The sequence below is a fragment of the Pectobacterium atrosepticum genome, from assembly GCF_000740965.1.
In the GTDB taxonomy this organism is placed as follows: domain Bacteria; phylum Pseudomonadota; class Gammaproteobacteria; order Enterobacterales; family Enterobacteriaceae; genus Pectobacterium; species Pectobacterium atrosepticum.
On the sequence record NZ_CP009125.1, the window covers coordinates 1,968,868 to 1,983,105 of the forward strand.

Sequence of the window (14,238 nt, forward strand, 5' to 3'; positions counted from 1 at the left end):
GGAATGAAAGAAAACAGGGAAAGACATGTCCGCATCTGAATTAAGTGAAGAGAATATGAACCAGACTGCGCGGCGCGATGAGAAACGTGCCGTGCGTCTGGGGTGGTTGCTGGTGCTTGCCGGATTCGGCGGTTTTCTCCTGTGGGCACTGTTTGCGCCGTTGGATAAAGGCGTCATGGTTAATGGCAGCGTCGTGATTTCCGGTAATCGCAAGGTTGTGCAGCACAATCAGGGCGGTATCGTTGATAAAATTCAGGTGAAAGACGGCGACAAGGTTGAGGCTGGGCAGATTCTATTAACGTTGAATGAGGTTGATGCACGTTCGGCAAGCGAAGGGCTGGATGGTCAGTATTTACAGTTGGTGGCGCGAGAAGGTCGTTTGCTTGCTGAGCAGCAGCGCCTGAGTGATATGGTTATGACACCTCGCCTGCAACCGCTAGCCGAAAGGCCGGAGATGAGCGTGATTACGGCATTACAGCGCGATTTACTGCGCAGCCGTCAGCAGTCTCTCAAGCTTGAGGCGGAAGGAATGCGTTCGAGTATTGCAGGAATGGAAGCGTCACTCAGCGCCCAACGTCAGGTGATGTCCAGCAAGCAGAAGCAGCGAGAGACGTTGGAACAACAGCTGCAGGGGTTGCGTTCACTGGCGGCGGAAAACTATGTACCACGCAACAAAATGCTGGAGAACGAACGCCTGCTGGCGCAGCTAAACGGCGATATCGCACAACTGACAGGGGATATTAATCGTACTCGTCGTGATATTGAGCAACAAACGCTGCTGATGGCCCAGCGCCAGCAAGAATACGACAAAGAGGTTAACAGCGAGCTGGCGGAAGTGCAGGCGCTATTGAGCGATGTGGGCAGCAAGAAGGAAAAGGCCGATTTCAATCTGGCGAATATCCAGATGCGTGCGCCCGTTTCCGGTACGGTGGTGGGGTTGAAAGTGTTCACGGAAGGCGGTGTGATTGCGCCGGGACAGACGCTTCTGGAGATCGTGCCGGACGATCAGCCTTTGCGGGTGGATGGACACCTTCCTGTTGAATTGGTCGATAAAGTCTGGCCGGGTTTACCCGTAGAGCTTCAGTTTGTCGCGTTTAACCAAAGCACCACGCCACGCGTGGCGGGAACGGTCGAGCTGTTGTCGGCTGACCGTCTATTGGACGACAGAGATGGTCAGCCTTATTACAGTCTGCGTGTTCAGGTGGATGATGAAGGAAAACGCGCGCTGGAAGGATTGGAGATTAAACCCGGTATGCCGGTACAAGGATTCATTCGTACCGGAGAGCGGTCATTCGTCAATTATCTATTTAAGCCTTTAATGGATCGCCTGCATCTGGCATTAACGGAAGAGTAATCATGCAAAGGATCGCGATAATCGTGCTGTTTGGGCTGCTTTCTTCGGGCGCTAACGCATTAGGGCTGCTTGATGCCTGGGAACTGGCGCTGCGTAACGATGCGCAATTTCGTGCGGCGGGTTTTGAGCGCGCGGCGGGTCAGGAAGAGGAGACGATCGGGCGTGCCAATCTGCTCCCTAATCTCCAGTACGGCTATAGCGCCAATAGCAGCCATTCCAAAGTCACCCAAACAGATAGCGTCAGCAATAACACGCTAAAACGCGATTACAACAGCTACACGTCAACGCTATCGCTGCGCCAGCCGCTGCTGGACTATGCGGCCTGGGCTCGTTATCAGCAGGGGGCTGCCCGCACGCTGATGGCCGATCAGCGTTTTCGCGATCGTAGTCAGGATCTGATGGTGCGGCTGTATAAAGCCTGGAGCAGTGCGCTGCTGGCGCAGGAAAAACTACAATTGTTGGATGCGCAGCAGCGGGCCTATCAGGAGCAGTTGGCGATGAATAAACGTCTCTTGCTAGCAGGCGAAGGGACGCTAACGGACGTGCGGGAAACGGAAGCGCGGTTTACGCTGATTGAAGCACAGCGCATTGAGCAGCAGGATAATCTGGATTCTGCGATCACCGATTTAGAGAATATGACGGGCACGGTGCTCGATATCGCTGCGCTGCATCCTCTGATGCTCACGCAACTTCCGTCTACGGAATCCGTCAAGCAGACGCTGGCGCAGTGGCGCGATCTTGCGGTGCAACACAATGCCAAACTGGCGACGCAGCGAGAAGGATTGGCGGTCAGCCGCTATGAAATCGAACGCAGTCGCGCCGGGCATTTACCCACGCTGTCGCTGGTGGCATCGTCGCGTAATAGCCGTTCCGAAAGTGAATATAACTACAATCAGAAATACGACACACAAAGCGTCGGTTTGCAACTGAATGTCCCGCTCTATTCCGGTGGTTCCGTCTCGGCATCGATGCGGCAGGCGGCGGCGGAATACCAGCAAAGTCAGGCGGAGTTGGACGATCAAACTAAGCAAACGCTGGCTGAATTGAAAAAGTACTACAACCTGTACAACAACGGATCGGCGAAAATTAAAGCCTGGCAAATGACGGCCTCGTCGGCGCAGGAAGCTGTCAAGGCAACACGGTTGAGCGTCGCGGGCGGCGAACGCATTAATCTGGATATTCTGCTAGCTGAGCAAGACTGGTATAACGCCCGACGAGAGCTGGCGGAAGCGAAATACAGCTGGCTTCAGGCATGGCTATTACTACGCTATACGGCTGGCACGCTGAACGAGAAAGATATTTTGGAATTGGCGGCCTGGTTTCAGCCTGCTGGCAAGCCCTCATTTTAAATGGTTCAATTCTGTAGGATATTGCGCCTCCGTCATACTTAAACTCCTTTAAAATCATCGAATCTTCCCGTTTTGCATAATGGCCTCCATTCTTATCAGGAGGCTTTATCGTGAAAAAAATCAAAAAACCACGTCTTACCGGCTGGATTATGACATCGGCTTTTCTCTTTACTGTTATCGGGCTGATTTCACCACAACAGCTTCCCGTCACCGTCTATAAACTCTCGCTTATCTCACTCGCTGCCGTATTAGGCTATTGGCTGGATCGTTCGCTGTTTCCTAAAGCTCGCCCCGGCTTATTCCTTGAACAAGGTGATGAACCTGTACCACGTGGACGTTTTCCCGTTCGGGACGGTCACCACACGGTATTTGCCGCAGCGATGTTACGACGAGCGCTGATTGTGTCAGCCGTTTGCATCGGCGTAGCGATGGGGCTGTGATATGCGACACCTTTTTATCCCATTGTTTTTAAATTTAATATTCTTTAGTGCTGTGGCCTGTGCTGACACGATCCCTCGTGCCGCGCAGGCGTACCGTAGTGATGTGATCCGCAGCGCACGGCTGGATTGGGGCATGAATGCCCCGATTGCTGATTTTGCAGCACAGCTGCATCAGGAAAGCGGTTGGAATCCACGGGCAGTCTCGCCCGTCGGTGCTCAGGGGTTGGCACAGTTTATGCCGACAACAGCCGACTGGTTCAGCGGTATTGTTCCTGAGCTTCGGACAAATCAACCGTTTAACCCCGCGTGGGCTATCCGTGCGCTGACGGGCTACGATCGCTGGCTGTGGGCGCGAATTAGCGCCAGTAACGACTGTGAACGCATGGCAATGACCTTATCGTCCTACAACGGCGGACTTGGCTGGTTACAACGGGATAAGCAACGCGCGAAGGCCGCCGAGAAGGACATACTTCGCTGGTTCGATCATGTGGAAACCGTCAATGCCGGACGCAGCGCCGCCAACTGGCGTGAAAATCGCCATTATCCCGACCGCATCTTGCATCAGTTGGCACCACGTTATTTGGTCTGGGGGAGGGCGAGCTGTGTGGAATAGTCTGTTTATTACTAGCCTGAAATCCTTTCTTTCGCCGCGCGTGGTCGCTGTCCTACTAGCCGTTGTGCTACTACTCGCCGTCTATCTAACCGGCCGTAATCAGGGTTACCAACTGGCGCAAGCGCTGGGGGACGCCGCGTTGGCGAAGCAGTTGGCGGCATTTAATTTACTCCAGCAGCAGCAGGCCGAAACCCAAAATCAGCTATTACGTGCGGCGGCGGAACAATACCAGCAGCAGGTAGAGCGTGGGAATCAACTCGAACAGCGTTATGTGGCAGTGCGTCAAAAACTGGCGGCGGATAACGTCGCTCTGCAAAGGAAAATCGACCATGTTACTCAGCAATACATTGACGAAAAAGGCAAGGCTCAGCCTGTGCAGTGCGTGTTTACTCGTGGCTTCGTGCAGTACTACAACGCCGCTTTCGGTCTGTACGGCGACGGTGCCTCAGACATTACCGCCGTTGCCCGCCGCACTGGCGCAGCGTCCAGTTTCGGTACAACCGTTGACGCCGAATTACAGCCTTCAGGCGTCTCCCAGCGCGATATCCTCGCCAACATCAGCGACAACGGAGAGCGCTATCAGGCGCTAAGTGCGCAGGTTAATGCGCTGTTGGATTACATCGAAGCATTACAACAGGCAGGGGAGGTAACACGTGAAGATTGAAGTGGAATTTTGGTCGCTGGTCGGCCTGCTGCTGTCGTTTATGAGCTTCCTGTTTGCCGCCGGGCGGATTCTACTTACCCAGATTGAAAAGCGGCTGAACGAGCGTTTTGCCGCGCTGGAAAATGCGCGACAAAAGAGCGAACAGGGATGGACGCGACTAGAACGTGAGTTTCTGGAGTTTCGTGCCGATTTACCGCTGATTTACGTGCGACGTGAGGATTATATCCGTGGTCAGACGGTAATAGAGGCCAAGTTGGATGCACTTTATAACAAACTGGAGTTAGTACAACAGCGGTATTCGGGAGGACATCATGGCTAATACGCAGTGTATCCGACAGGAGTCGATGCGTTGGCATTTGCTCATCGCATTAAATAAAACACGTCCTTATACCGCGAATGAAATGTTTTTATTGGCCGTGATGCAGCGGCTATATGCAGGTGCTTCTGAACCGGAGTTACGTCAGGCGCTGGATTATCTGGCCGATCGCAAGATGGCAGTATTGACCAAAGAGATGGGAGGTGTCTGGCTAGCGAATCTGACCCGCCTGGGTGTGGACGTTGTGGAATATGCGGTTGACGGTATGGTTGGCATTGCCCGGCCAGAAAAGTACTGGGATCGGTAACTCCGTAATATTTAATTTCTCTTTGCATTTTCTCTTTATCGGTATCGTCATATTCCTTTGCGCCAGCACGGTTGTGCTGGCGTTTTTTTATCGAAGTAATTTTTATATTTCATGTGATTAGACGTTTTTTATCAATAAAGCATATCGCTGTTTTTTTCTAAAACAGATTAAAAGCCGCAGCCAGTCGTTATCCGGATACTAGCGCCATCAACACGATGTGCCACTAAAACAGTAAGCCATCAACACAGCGGGTGAACGGATATGAATACCAAACCAATTATCGATGCGGTGATAGCCCGCCTCCAACAGCATTTACCTGCACGGCGGATCGCGTCCTGTCCAGAAAATATTCTGATCAGTCCAGATCTTCTGACACCTGGCGATGTGCTGGTGGGGTATCGCGGTTCTGAGTTTTCCGCACCGGAAGATGTGGATTCTCCGGTTCAGACGCAGCGACCGCAGTTGATGGTTGCCGTGCTGCTGGCGGATCTGGATGGCGAAGACGGCGTGCTGGCCACGCTCGATACCATTCGTCAGGCGCTGGGAGGATACCGACTGCCTGACTGTCATCGCGGTATCCGGTTAGTGCGCGATCGCTATGTTGGTTACACCGAAGGTCGTTGGCATTACGCCATCGATTGCACCACAGAAACCCTTTTTATCGAAGACCGCGAGCAGACGGATGGTCCGCTGCTTACCACGGTTAATTATGAGGAGAAAGACGCATGAAGTATCGCTATACCGGCCCCGCCAGCGGCGTCACGCTGGCAGATGGTCAGGAAATTCTGCTTTGGCCCGCTCAGGTGACTGAACTGCCAGCAGATCATGAGTACGTGAAAACACTGATCGCGCTGGGCTATTTGCTGCCTGTCGCGGGTCAGAATCTGGTTGATAGCGCAACGGAGGTGACACTTGGCCGCTAATTATTTACATGGTGTAGAAACGATTGAAGTTGAAACCGGTGCTCGTCCGGTGAAGACCGTCAAATCTGCGGTAATTGGGTTGATTGGTACGGCACCACAGGGAAAGCGGCCTAATAGCAATTTCCTCTGCGCCAGAGTGACCAGAACCTCAGCAAACATGTTATTTTCATTGATAAGTTCTTTACTAGGTCGCCGAAAATGAGAGGCCAGCATGGATTACACCAAAATTATCAAAGAAGTGGGGCGCGGGAAAAATCATGCGCGCGATATCGATCAGGCAACGGCTTATGAACTGTATAGCGCGATGCTGCGCGGTGACGTGCCAGATCTGGAGCTCGGCGGGTTATTGATTGCGTTTCGCATCAAAGGCGAATCCGAGGCTGAGATGTTGGGCTTTTATCAGGCAATGGACGAGCATGTGTTGCGCTTGAGTCCGCCTGCGGGCTTTCCTATGCCAGTCGTGCTTCCTAGCTACAATGGGGCGCGCAAGCAGGCTAACCTGACGCCGCTATTGGCGCTGCTGCTGGCAAAATTGGGTTTTCCGGTGGTAGTGCATGGCGTAAGTGAAGACCCGACTCGTGTTACCAGCGCCGAGATTTTACGTAACCTTGGCGTGACAATTGCGGAGAATGCCGAGCAGGCTCAACAGGAGCTTGATAACGGTAGCCCGGTATTTATTCCCGTCTCTGTGCTGTGCCCTGCCATCGATCGTCAGCTACAGTTACGCTGGCGTATGGGGGTTCGTAACAGTAGTCATACGCTTGCCAAGGTGGCGACACCGTTTGGTGAAAGCGAGGCGTTGCGCGTCGCCAGCGTGTCCCACCCTGAATACGTTTCTCGCGTGGGGACGTTTTTTAACGATATCAATGGGCGCGCGCTTCTGATGCACGGCACGGAAGGGGAGGTTTATGCCAACCCGCAGCGCTGCCCGGAAATCCATTTTATTCACCAGCAACATACTAACGTGCTGCAACTTCGGCAGGATATCAGTGTCGCGCCCGATGCTCTGCCTATTGCGAGGGATGCTGCAACCACGGCGCGCTGGACGGTACAGTGCCTGACGGGTGAAATTGCTATACCGCAGGCGATTCGTCTGCAACTGGCGTGCTGTTTGGTTGCTGCCGGTGAAGCCGCGACAATGGAACAGGCTGTCGCAACGATTAAGAAGCGCCTTGGCTGATTGGCCTGCTGGGGCGGGTTCAGACGCGGGTTACTGCGTCACTTCACACAGCCAGACGGCTGTCATTTGAAGAGAGAAGGAATAGCATGCAACAGGTAGCGGACTATTTTAATGCATTGAATCGTGACTATCTTGCGGTCCATCAGGCGAAAGAAGAACTGTTTTGGCAACTGTATATGGGAACGGGAAACGATGGGGTGTCTGAGCGTTTCTCCGCCGCAGAGAGCGCATATAAGCGCTTTATTTCGCAACCGCAGCGTTTGGCCGAGTTGAGAACGCATATCGCGACACTGGAGAATGGCCCGCGTGATGAACAACAGCAGGCGCTGCTACATGGCTTGCAAGGTTGGTATCGGTTTTTTGACTGCAATGTGATTGAAGATCCGCAGGCTCAGGTGTTGATGGATGAGATTATTGCAGCTGAAAGCGCGCTATACGCCAAGCGTAAATCCTATGAAATGACGCATCTGGATGCCAAGGGAGAACGTGTTTCCGCCTCGCTCGGAGAACTGCTGACCAATCAGGCGACCAATGATACCGAAGCTTATCGTCAGAGTTCTCAGCAGGCGCTGCGCTCCCTGGAGCAATGGCTGTTGCAGAACGGTTTCCCTGAGCTGATTTCACTGCGTAACCGCTTTGCTCGTCAGATGGGCTATCGGAATTATTTTGACTATAAGGTCAATAAAACGGAGCAGATGACGCCGGAACAGCTCTTTGCCATCCTCGATCCTTTCGAAGAGCAGACCCGTGAAGCGACTGCCCGCAGCCTGAAAAATCTGGCGGATGAAAAGGGCGAAGATGCGCTGCAACCGTGGAATATTCGCTATGCCAGCGCGGGTGATGTGACGCGCCAGCTCGATCCTTATTTCCCATTTTCTGCGTCGCTTGAACGTTGGATTAATAGCTTTAAGCGTTTGCGTATCGGGTTTAATGGCGCAGAAATGCAGCTCGATTTATTGGTGCGGAAAGGCAAATACGAGAACGGCTTTATGCACGGTCCGGTACCGCCGTTTGTGCAGGAAGGGAAATGGGTCCCTGCGCGGATTAATTTCACCAGTCTGGCAAAACCGGATCAAATTGGTAGCGGTGCCAGCGGTATTAATACGCTGTTCCATGAAGGTGGACACGCCGCGCATTTTGCCAATATTCGGCAGAATGCCCCCTGTTTTTCACAGGAGTTTCCGCCAACTTCGATGGCCTACGCTGAAACACAGTCGATGTTCTGCGACAGCCTGTTGGGCGATGCTGACTGGTTAAAACGTTATGCAAAGAATGCGCAGGGAGAGACGATTCCTGATGAGTTGATCCGTGCGGATATCAGTACTCAGCAGCCGATGCGAGCCTTCAACGATCGACATATCCTGCTGGTGCCGTATTTTGAGTGGCAGCTCTATTCGTGGGATGACGAAGCACGCACGCCGGAAGCGATGACCAAATTGGCACGCGACACCGAGCAGCGTATTCTGGGCACTAGCGGTAGCCCGCGTCCAACGTTAGCGATTCCGCATCTACTGTCTATGGAATCGGCATGTTCTTATCAGGGATATCTGCTGGCGCTGATGGCGGTGGAACAGACGCGGAGCTACTTTCTGCAACGCGACGGCTATTTGACGGACAACCCAGCTATTGGCCCCGATCTGGCGCAGCACTATTGGTTGCCAGGTAATAGCGTGAGCCATGACGATACACTGCGTAGTTTGACGGGTGAAGGATTCAATCCCGCCTATCTGGCACAGGCCTGTAACCTGACGGTGGAAGAAGCCTGGAAACAGGCGGAAGGCACGATGGCGCAGGCCGCTCGTCGTCCTCAGCCTGAAGCGGATTTCGATCTGTCCGCTCGTATTCGGGTGGTCGATGGTAGCCGTGTACTGGCGGATAATGAACAGGGTGATGAGAAGATGTGCCAGGATTTTGCGGCGTTTATTGAGCGGGAATATCCGCGTTCACAGATATAAGGCTGAAAAGAAGTAAGGGGGCGAAAGCCCCCTTGTTGATCAGGATACGTGTTGCAGGAATTCACGCAGGCGATCGCTGGGTGGATTCGTAGTCAGCGTTTCCGGGTCGCCATCTTCTGCGATGCGGCCTTTATCAATAAAGATCAGGCGTGAAGCCACCTTACGCGCAAAGCCCACTTCGTGGGTGACGATAACCATCGTCATGCCTTCTTCGGCCAGATCTTTCATTACGGTCAGCACTTCATGACGCAGCTCTGGATCCAGTGCAGACGTCGGCTCATCAAACAGCATCAGCTTCGGTTTGACGGCCAGCGCGCGGGCGATTGCTACACGCTGCTGTTGGCCACCGGAAAGCTCGGAAGGATAGTGATGCGCGCGTTCTGACAGACCTACTTTCGCCAGCAATTCTAGCGCCAGTTTCTCAGCCTCCGCTTTACTCGCACCGCGCACTCGGATCGGACCGAACGCGACGTTTTCCAGCGCGGTAAGATGCGGAAACAGATAAAACTGCTGGAAAACCATCCCTGCTTCCTGACGGATCAAGCGCTCATCAACGCGAGGATCGTTCACTTTGAGGCCGTCAACAATCAATTCACCGCTGGTAATCTCTTCCAGCTTATTGATGCAGCGCAGCAGCGTGGATTTACCCGAGCCTGAAGGCCCGATAATGACGACAACTTCACCCTGACCGATGGTGAGATCGATATCGTGTAAGACCTGTGTCTTGCCAAAGTGTTTGGATACGTTTTTAAATTCAATCATATAATCTTAAGTCTTCTTTCCAGACGACGCAGAATAAAGCTGAGGACCAGCGTGATGCACAGGTAAATAATGGCAACCGCAGTCCAGATTTCCAGCGCACGGAAGTTGCCCGCGATGATTTCCTGACCCGAACGCGTGAGTTCAGCCACGCCGATGACAATAAACAGTGAGGTATCTTTGATACTGATAATCCACTGATTACCCAGCGGCGGCAGCATACGACGCAGGGCGAGTGGAGCAATCACATGACGTAACGTCGCGCTACGAGATAGCCCAAGCGCCAGACCCGCTTCACGAAAGCCGTTATGAATTGATAATACCGAACCACGGGTAATTTCCGCGATATAAGCACCAGAGTTAATCATGATGGTCACTACGGCGGCGGCAAAAGGGTCAATCCGCACGGACGTGAAAATCATCGGCAAGGCGAAGTAAATAAACATCACCTGCACAACAATGGGGGTACCGCGAATAATTTCAATAAAAACGAGCGAAATACGGCTGGAAAACCAGCCGCCGTAGGCGCGGGCAAAACCCGCAACCACGCCAATCACCAGGCCGCCAAGCAGACCCAGAACAGAAATCAACAACGTCATTTTTGCCCCTTCCAACAGGAGGGGCAGAGAAGGCCAAATGGCACTCCAATCAAACTGCATGGAATATCTCCAGATTAAATCGGCAATTACTTAGGTTCTACGCCAAACCACTTCTTGTAGATCTCAGCATAAGTGCCGTTTTCACGCAGTGTTTTCAGGGCGCCATTCACTTTTTCACGCAGCTCGTTGCTGCCTTTCGGGAACGCGATGCCGTATTGCTGAGCTTTAATGGAATCACCTACCGCTTTAAACTGGCCGTTGCCTGCGGTTTTGATGAAGTAGAGAATATTTGGCGTGTCGTGCAGCACGGCGTCAGCACGGTTGGTGCCCAGTTCCATATAGGCGTTGTCGATGTTCGGGAACTGGCGCAGATCTTTGGTTTTGATATTGGCTTTCGCGTAATCCACGGAACCTGTGCCGCTCTTCACCGCAACCACTTTACCAGCCAAGTCCTGCTCGCCTTTGATATCGTTGTTGTCTGCTTTAACCATCACCAGCAGGCCGCTGTCGTAGTAACCGTCAGAGAAATCGATTGCTTTTTTACGCTCTTCGGTAATGGTAATGCCTGCGAGCGCCAGATCGATGTTACGCGTTTGCAGGGCAGGAATAATACCGCCGAAGTCCATTGGCTTCAGGGTGTACTTCAAGTTGAGTTGTTTAGCGATAGCATCCCAGAGGTCGATGTCAAAACCGACGTACTTGTCGCCTTGTTTGAATTCAAAAGGGACGAAAGCAGTGTCTGTTGCGACAATCAGTTCTTTCTCAGCGGCATAGCTGGATACGCTCATCATCAGCGTCAATGCAGCCAAAGAGGCCTTAAGTAGTGATTTCATCAAATCCTTCCTATTTAGCGGTTGTGGGAGCTTTTTGTTTTACAGGCGTTTTAAGCATAGTACGAAAGTGGAACCCATTAGAACATTAGGTCAGTTATCATGCGTTGTGCTTAACCTGTTGTTTTTATTTTATTACCTTGCTAGTGGTGAAATTTTCATCTCCAATTCGCTTAGGCAAGGCGCTGTTATGATTAACTGATTTATACGAGGGAAACAACCGTTGATTAGCGTTATGGCCAATTAATGGAGACAAAAGCTAATTTTTTGAGCGTCTTAACGGATAAAATGCGTGGTTTGTGCGGGTAACACGAAGAAAGAGGGTGGATTGAGTGGATTTATTAATGAGTAAAAAGGCTGCTTAAGCAGCCTTCAAAGCGTTCCGGGACTACAACACCGATTACTCGATGTTTGATTCAATGAACCACAGGAACTGATCCAGATCGCGTGATGCGGCGGTCAGAATGTCCGCAGAGGCCTCATCTTCCGTTTTACCAATGGCCTGACGTACGTTGTTAGCGACAATCGCATAACGCTCGGCGAGCGCTTTCAAATGATCCTGAACGCTATGGATAGTGGTCGGATAGCTTTTCAGCGACGTTTGTTTACCCACAATTTGCACGGTACCCAGCGCGACACCGCCTATCTGCACGACGCGTTCGGCGATGGTGTCCTGATGGTCAATAATCGAGGTGCGGAAGCCATCAAGCATTTCATGAACGGCGATAAAATTTGCGCCACGCATGTTCCAGTGCGCCTGCTTGGTAATCAACGACAGATCGATGAAATCAACAACCAGTTGGTTTAACAGCGCGATAGTCGAGGTTTTAACGCTATCGTCCAAATCATTGCGAGTGTAAAGCAGTTCGGACGGTGCTGATTTCACGAGTTTGGCGGTAGACATAGTAGTTATCCTCTCTTTAATTTCATAGTCTGACTGTTCAACGTGACTAATTATAGCAGTGGTGAAAATTAATATTGAAAAGAATTACCTATCAAATGAATAGCTATAGCATAACGACATTGTGGTTATTTGTGGTCGGGATTTATCTGATATCAATAATGTGGGAATAGTGATGCAAGGGAAATATTTTAATTGTCTCCGTAACATAATCTCACATATTGATAAATATCATTACTGCTTAGGTGGAAATGGTTATTATTCTCTGCTTTTCTCTTAAAGTATATTAGGTGTTATTAAAGGGCGTCATGAATGATGAGAATCAATATTATTGGCACCAGCGGAAGTGGTAAGTCTACGCTCGCTCGTCGTTTGTCTGTAAAGTTGGATACGGCCTATGTTGAAATGGATGCGTTGTTTTGGCTGAGCGACTGGCAAGGAAGAACGGATGCCGAATTTTTTCAACGGCTTGAAGACGCGCTAGAACCAGACAGTTGGGTGCTGGATGGTAACTATAATCGAACGCGAGATATAAAATGGCGCAATGTTGAGGTCGTGATTTGGGTCGATTATTGCTTTACCCGCACGCTTTTTCAGGCGGTAAGACGCGCCTATCTTCGGGCGTGGCACAAAGAAGAACTTTGGAGTGGTACCGGTAATAAAGAATTTTTTCTCCGCAGTTTCTTCAGTCGTGATTCGATTATCCTCTGGACAATAAAAACCTATTCAAAAAATCGGAAACGGTATTTGGCGGATTTAGCTAACCCTCTTTATCGCCATATCCGCTTTATTACGCTGCGTTCTCCTCGGGAATGTGAAACCTTTCTGCAACACCTTCCCAAGGAAATACGCACTCATTCTGCTTGAGTTGTCGCTTTGGTCGCGCCCGCTGATTTTATTGTCAACGTTGCACCTATTGACGCAATGATAATAAACATCAGCGCCATCCACTGTATGAATGCCAGATGCTCACCGAGGAAGAGGATGCCAGATAAGGCGGCAATAGCGGGCTCCATGCTCATCAGCGTGCTGAACGTTCTGGCGGGCAGACGGGTTAAGGCCACCATCTCCAGAGAATAAGGCAGTGCGGTGGATAGGATGGCGACGGCAATGCCGAGTGGGAGTATCGAGAACGAAAACAGCGTGCTCTCCGCGTAATACACACCGATAGGGCAGAAGATCAGCGCCGCAATACAGGATCCGACGGCGACGGTGCCTGGCCCATGATTTGCCCCCGCTTTTTGTCCAAATAGAATATAGAGCGCCCAGCAGGCGCCTGCACCCACGGCGCAAGCGGCACCGGTCAAGTCAACATTGCCGATATTGTGACCCAGTGGCAATAAGAACCACAGCCCCGCAACAGCCAGAAAAACCCATAGAAAATCAATAGGTCTACGTGAGGCTAACATAGCAACGGCAAGCGGACCGGTGAATTCCAGTGCGACAGCAATGCCGAGCGGCACCGTTTGCAATGAGAGGTAGAACAAAAAGTTCATGCCACCCAGCGTAATGCCATAAACCAGCAGCGGTAGGCGGTTACTGCTAAAGCGCATACGCCACGGCTTGAAGATGATACACAGAATGATCGTCCCAATTCCCAGACGCAATGCTGTGACGCCCGTTGCCCCGATGAGCGGAAACAGACTTTTTGCCAGAGCGGCTCCGCTTTGGATAGAAAGCATCGAGATAATGATGAGCAACACAGGGACGAATGAAGACGAGCGGTGGGAAAATAAGGTCATTCTTGTGGCCTTAAAACAGGTATAACATTCCGTTGCTATTATATCCAATTGTAAACAATTTGTCTGGTATGAATTGACTTTTGTTGACCTTTATTTACGCATCATTTAATTGATTTATTCTTTTATAGCACTATTAGCATAGAAACTGAGCGAGAAATTCAGATTTGTCTGTTTTACCACCCTGTGGTGAATTTATTTTTAATCTAACTGTCACAATAAAAAATTCAATATAATTAGTGTGATAGATAGGTTTTGACAATATTTGTTACATCTAAAGGCTAATTGATAAATATTTATAGGGCGGCA

At 51.1% G+C, this 14,238-nt stretch carries 17 protein-coding genes and 1 pseudogene; 13 read left to right on the forward strand and 5 right to left on the reverse strand.

Going from position 1 to position 14,238, the window contains the following annotated elements:
• The first annotated feature begins 25 nt into the window (after window positions 1-25).
• The 12 genes and pseudogenes from GZ59_RS08570 (at window position 26) to GZ59_RS08620 (ending at window position 9,101) form a co-directional block, all read left to right on the forward strand.
• Window positions 26-1,354, forward strand: a complete 1,329-nt coding sequence (locus tag GZ59_RS08570) for an HlyD family type I secretion periplasmic adaptor subunit (protein ID WP_011094317.1) — start codon at window positions 26-28, stop codon at window positions 1,352-1,354.
• Between the two features lie 2 nt (window positions 1,355-1,356).
• Window positions 1,357-2,703, forward strand: a complete 1,347-nt coding sequence (locus GZ59_RS08575) for a TolC family outer membrane protein (RefSeq protein ID WP_011094316.1) — start codon at window positions 1,357-1,359, stop codon at window positions 2,701-2,703.
• 110 nt (window positions 2,704-2,813) lie between these two features.
• Window positions 2,814-3,143: a putative holin gene (locus GZ59_RS08580; protein WP_011094315.1), complete on the forward strand. Its 330-nt coding sequence runs from the start codon at window positions 2,814-2,816 to the stop codon at window positions 3,141-3,143.
• A gap of 1 nt (window position 3,144) precedes the next feature.
• Window positions 3,145-3,756 carry a transglycosylase SLT domain-containing protein gene (locus GZ59_RS08585; protein ID WP_011094314.1) on the forward strand — a complete coding sequence of 204 codons (612 nt, stop codon included), beginning with the start codon at window positions 3,145-3,147 and terminating at the stop codon, window positions 3,754-3,756.
• A complete protein-coding gene (locus tag GZ59_RS08590) occupies window positions 3,746-4,420 on the forward strand; it encodes a hypothetical protein (RefSeq protein WP_011094313.1) in 675 nt (224 codons plus the stop codon). The genes GZ59_RS08585 and GZ59_RS08590 overlap by 11 nt, the downstream gene beginning before the upstream one ends.
• A complete protein-coding gene (locus tag GZ59_RS08595; RefSeq protein ID WP_011094312.1) occupies window positions 4,410-4,739 on the forward strand; it encodes a hypothetical protein in 330 nt (109 codons plus the stop codon). Before GZ59_RS08590 ends, GZ59_RS08595 begins: the two co-directional genes overlap by 11 nt.
• Window positions 4,732-5,043, forward strand: coding sequence for a hypothetical protein (locus GZ59_RS08600; RefSeq protein ID WP_011094311.1), 312 nt, complete (start codon window positions 4,732-4,734; stop codon window positions 5,041-5,043). The genes GZ59_RS08595 and GZ59_RS08600 overlap by 8 nt, the downstream gene beginning before the upstream one ends.
• Before the next feature lie 261 nt (window positions 5,044-5,304).
• A complete protein-coding gene (locus GZ59_RS08605) occupies window positions 5,305-5,772 on the forward strand; it encodes a Gp37 family protein (RefSeq protein ID WP_039291217.1) in 468 nt (155 codons plus the stop codon).
• Window positions 5,769-5,966 carry a hypothetical protein gene (locus GZ59_RS08610; RefSeq protein WP_011094309.1) on the forward strand — a complete coding sequence of 66 codons (198 nt, stop codon included), beginning with the start codon at window positions 5,769-5,771 and terminating at the stop codon, window positions 5,964-5,966. Before GZ59_RS08605 ends, GZ59_RS08610 begins: the two co-directional genes overlap by 4 nt.
• A pseudogene (locus GZ59_RS23875) lies at window positions 5,956-6,069 on the forward strand (hypothetical protein); the annotation flags it as partial. The gene GZ59_RS08610 and the pseudogene GZ59_RS23875, both read left to right, overlap by 11 nt.
• A 108-nt stretch (window positions 6,070-6,177) precedes the next feature.
• A complete protein-coding gene (ybiB, locus tag GZ59_RS08615; RefSeq protein WP_011094307.1) occupies window positions 6,178-7,146 on the forward strand; it encodes a DNA-binding protein YbiB in 969 nt (322 codons plus the stop codon).
• Between the two features lie 86 nt (window positions 7,147-7,232).
• Entirely contained in the window at window positions 7,233-9,101 is a 1,869-nt protein-coding gene (locus GZ59_RS08620) for a M3 family metallopeptidase (protein WP_011094306.1), read from the forward strand.
• A gap of 39 nt (window positions 9,102-9,140) precedes the next feature.
• On the opposite strand, the gene glnQ is transcribed toward GZ59_RS08620, so the two are convergent.
• The 4 genes from glnQ to dps all read right to left on the reverse strand — a co-directional run bounded on the left by glnQ (window position 9,141) and on the right by dps (window position 12,193).
• A complete protein-coding gene (gene glnQ / locus GZ59_RS08625; protein WP_011094305.1) occupies window positions 9,141-9,863 on the reverse strand; it encodes a glutamine ABC transporter ATP-binding protein GlnQ in 723 nt (240 codons plus the stop codon).
• A complete protein-coding gene (gene glnP / locus GZ59_RS08630) occupies window positions 9,860-10,519 on the reverse strand; it encodes a glutamine ABC transporter permease GlnP (protein WP_011094304.1) in 660 nt (219 codons plus the stop codon). Before glnP ends, glnQ begins: the two co-directional genes overlap by 4 nt.
• A gap of 26 nt (window positions 10,520-10,545) precedes the next feature.
• Window positions 10,546-11,292, reverse strand: coding sequence for a glutamine ABC transporter substrate-binding protein GlnH (gene glnH, locus GZ59_RS08635; protein ID WP_011094303.1), 747 nt, complete (start codon window positions 11,290-11,292; stop codon window positions 10,546-10,548).
• Window positions 11,293-11,689: 397 nt separating this feature from the next.
• Complete coding sequence (dps, locus tag GZ59_RS08640; protein ID WP_011094302.1) at window positions 11,690-12,193, reverse strand: DNA starvation/stationary phase protection protein Dps; 504 nt, start codon at window positions 12,191-12,193, stop codon at window positions 11,690-11,692.
• Window positions 12,194-12,505: 312 nt separating this feature from the next.
• On the opposite strand from dps, the gene GZ59_RS08645 reads away from it, so the two are divergent.
• Window positions 12,506-13,057 carry a P-loop NTPase family protein gene (locus GZ59_RS08645; RefSeq protein WP_039294898.1) on the forward strand — a complete coding sequence of 184 codons (552 nt, stop codon included), beginning with the start codon at window positions 12,506-12,508 and terminating at the stop codon, window positions 13,055-13,057.
• On the opposite strand, the gene rhtA is transcribed toward GZ59_RS08645, so the two are convergent.
• The gene (gene rhtA, locus GZ59_RS08650; RefSeq protein WP_011094300.1) at window positions 13,045-13,932 is read right to left on the reverse strand and encodes a threonine/homoserine exporter RhtA; all 888 of its coding nucleotides are present in this window, start codon (window positions 13,930-13,932) and stop codon (window positions 13,045-13,047) included. The two genes, GZ59_RS08645 and rhtA, sit on opposite strands and share 13 nt — an antisense overlap.
• Window positions 13,933-14,238: the final 306 nt, after the last annotated feature.

What these genes read in the sequence shown, in the direction of transcription:
- GZ59_RS08570 (WP_011094317.1), top strand. Translation starts at nt 26, where the DNA reads ATGTCCGCATCTGAATTAAGTGAAGAGAATATGAACCAGACTGCGCGG.
- GZ59_RS08575 (WP_011094316.1), top strand. Translation starts at nt 1,357, where the DNA reads ATGCAAAGGATCGCGATAATCGTGCTGTTTGGGCTGCTTTCTTCGGGC.
- GZ59_RS08585 (WP_011094314.1), top strand. Translation starts at nt 3,145, where the DNA reads ATGCGACACCTTTTTATCCCATTGTTTTTAAATTTAATATTCTTTAGT.
- GZ59_RS08600 (WP_011094311.1), top strand. Translation starts at nt 4,732, where the DNA reads ATGGCTAATACGCAGTGTATCCGACAGGAGTCGATGCGTTGGCATTTG.
- GZ59_RS08605 (WP_039291217.1), top strand. Translation starts at nt 5,305, where the DNA reads ATGAATACCAAACCAATTATCGATGCGGTGATAGCCCGCCTCCAACAG.
- GZ59_RS08610 (WP_011094309.1), top strand. Translation starts at nt 5,769, where the DNA reads ATGAAGTATCGCTATACCGGCCCCGCCAGCGGCGTCACGCTGGCAGAT.
- ybiB (WP_011094307.1), top strand. Translation starts at nt 6,178, where the DNA reads ATGGATTACACCAAAATTATCAAAGAAGTGGGGCGCGGGAAAAATCAT.
- GZ59_RS08620 (WP_011094306.1), top strand. Translation starts at nt 7,233, where the DNA reads ATGCAACAGGTAGCGGACTATTTTAATGCATTGAATCGTGACTATCTT.
- glnQ (WP_011094305.1), bottom strand. Translation starts at nt 9,863, where the DNA reads ATGATTGAATTTAAAAACGTATCCAAACACTTTGGCAAGACACAGGTC.
- glnP (WP_011094304.1), bottom strand. Translation starts at nt 10,519, where the DNA reads ATGCAGTTTGATTGGAGTGCCATTTGGCCTTCTCTGCCCCTCCTGTTG.
- glnH (WP_011094303.1), bottom strand. Translation starts at nt 11,292, where the DNA reads ATGAAATCACTACTTAAGGCCTCTTTGGCTGCATTGACGCTGATGATG.
- dps (WP_011094302.1), bottom strand. Translation starts at nt 12,193, where the DNA reads ATGTCTACCGCCAAACTCGTGAAATCAGCACCGTCCGAACTGCTTTAC.
- GZ59_RS08645 (WP_039294898.1), top strand. Translation starts at nt 12,506, where the DNA reads ATGAGAATCAATATTATTGGCACCAGCGGAAGTGGTAAGTCTACGCTC.
- rhtA (WP_011094300.1), bottom strand. Translation starts at nt 13,932, where the DNA reads ATGACCTTATTTTCCCACCGCTCGTCTTCATTCGTCCCTGTGTTGCTC.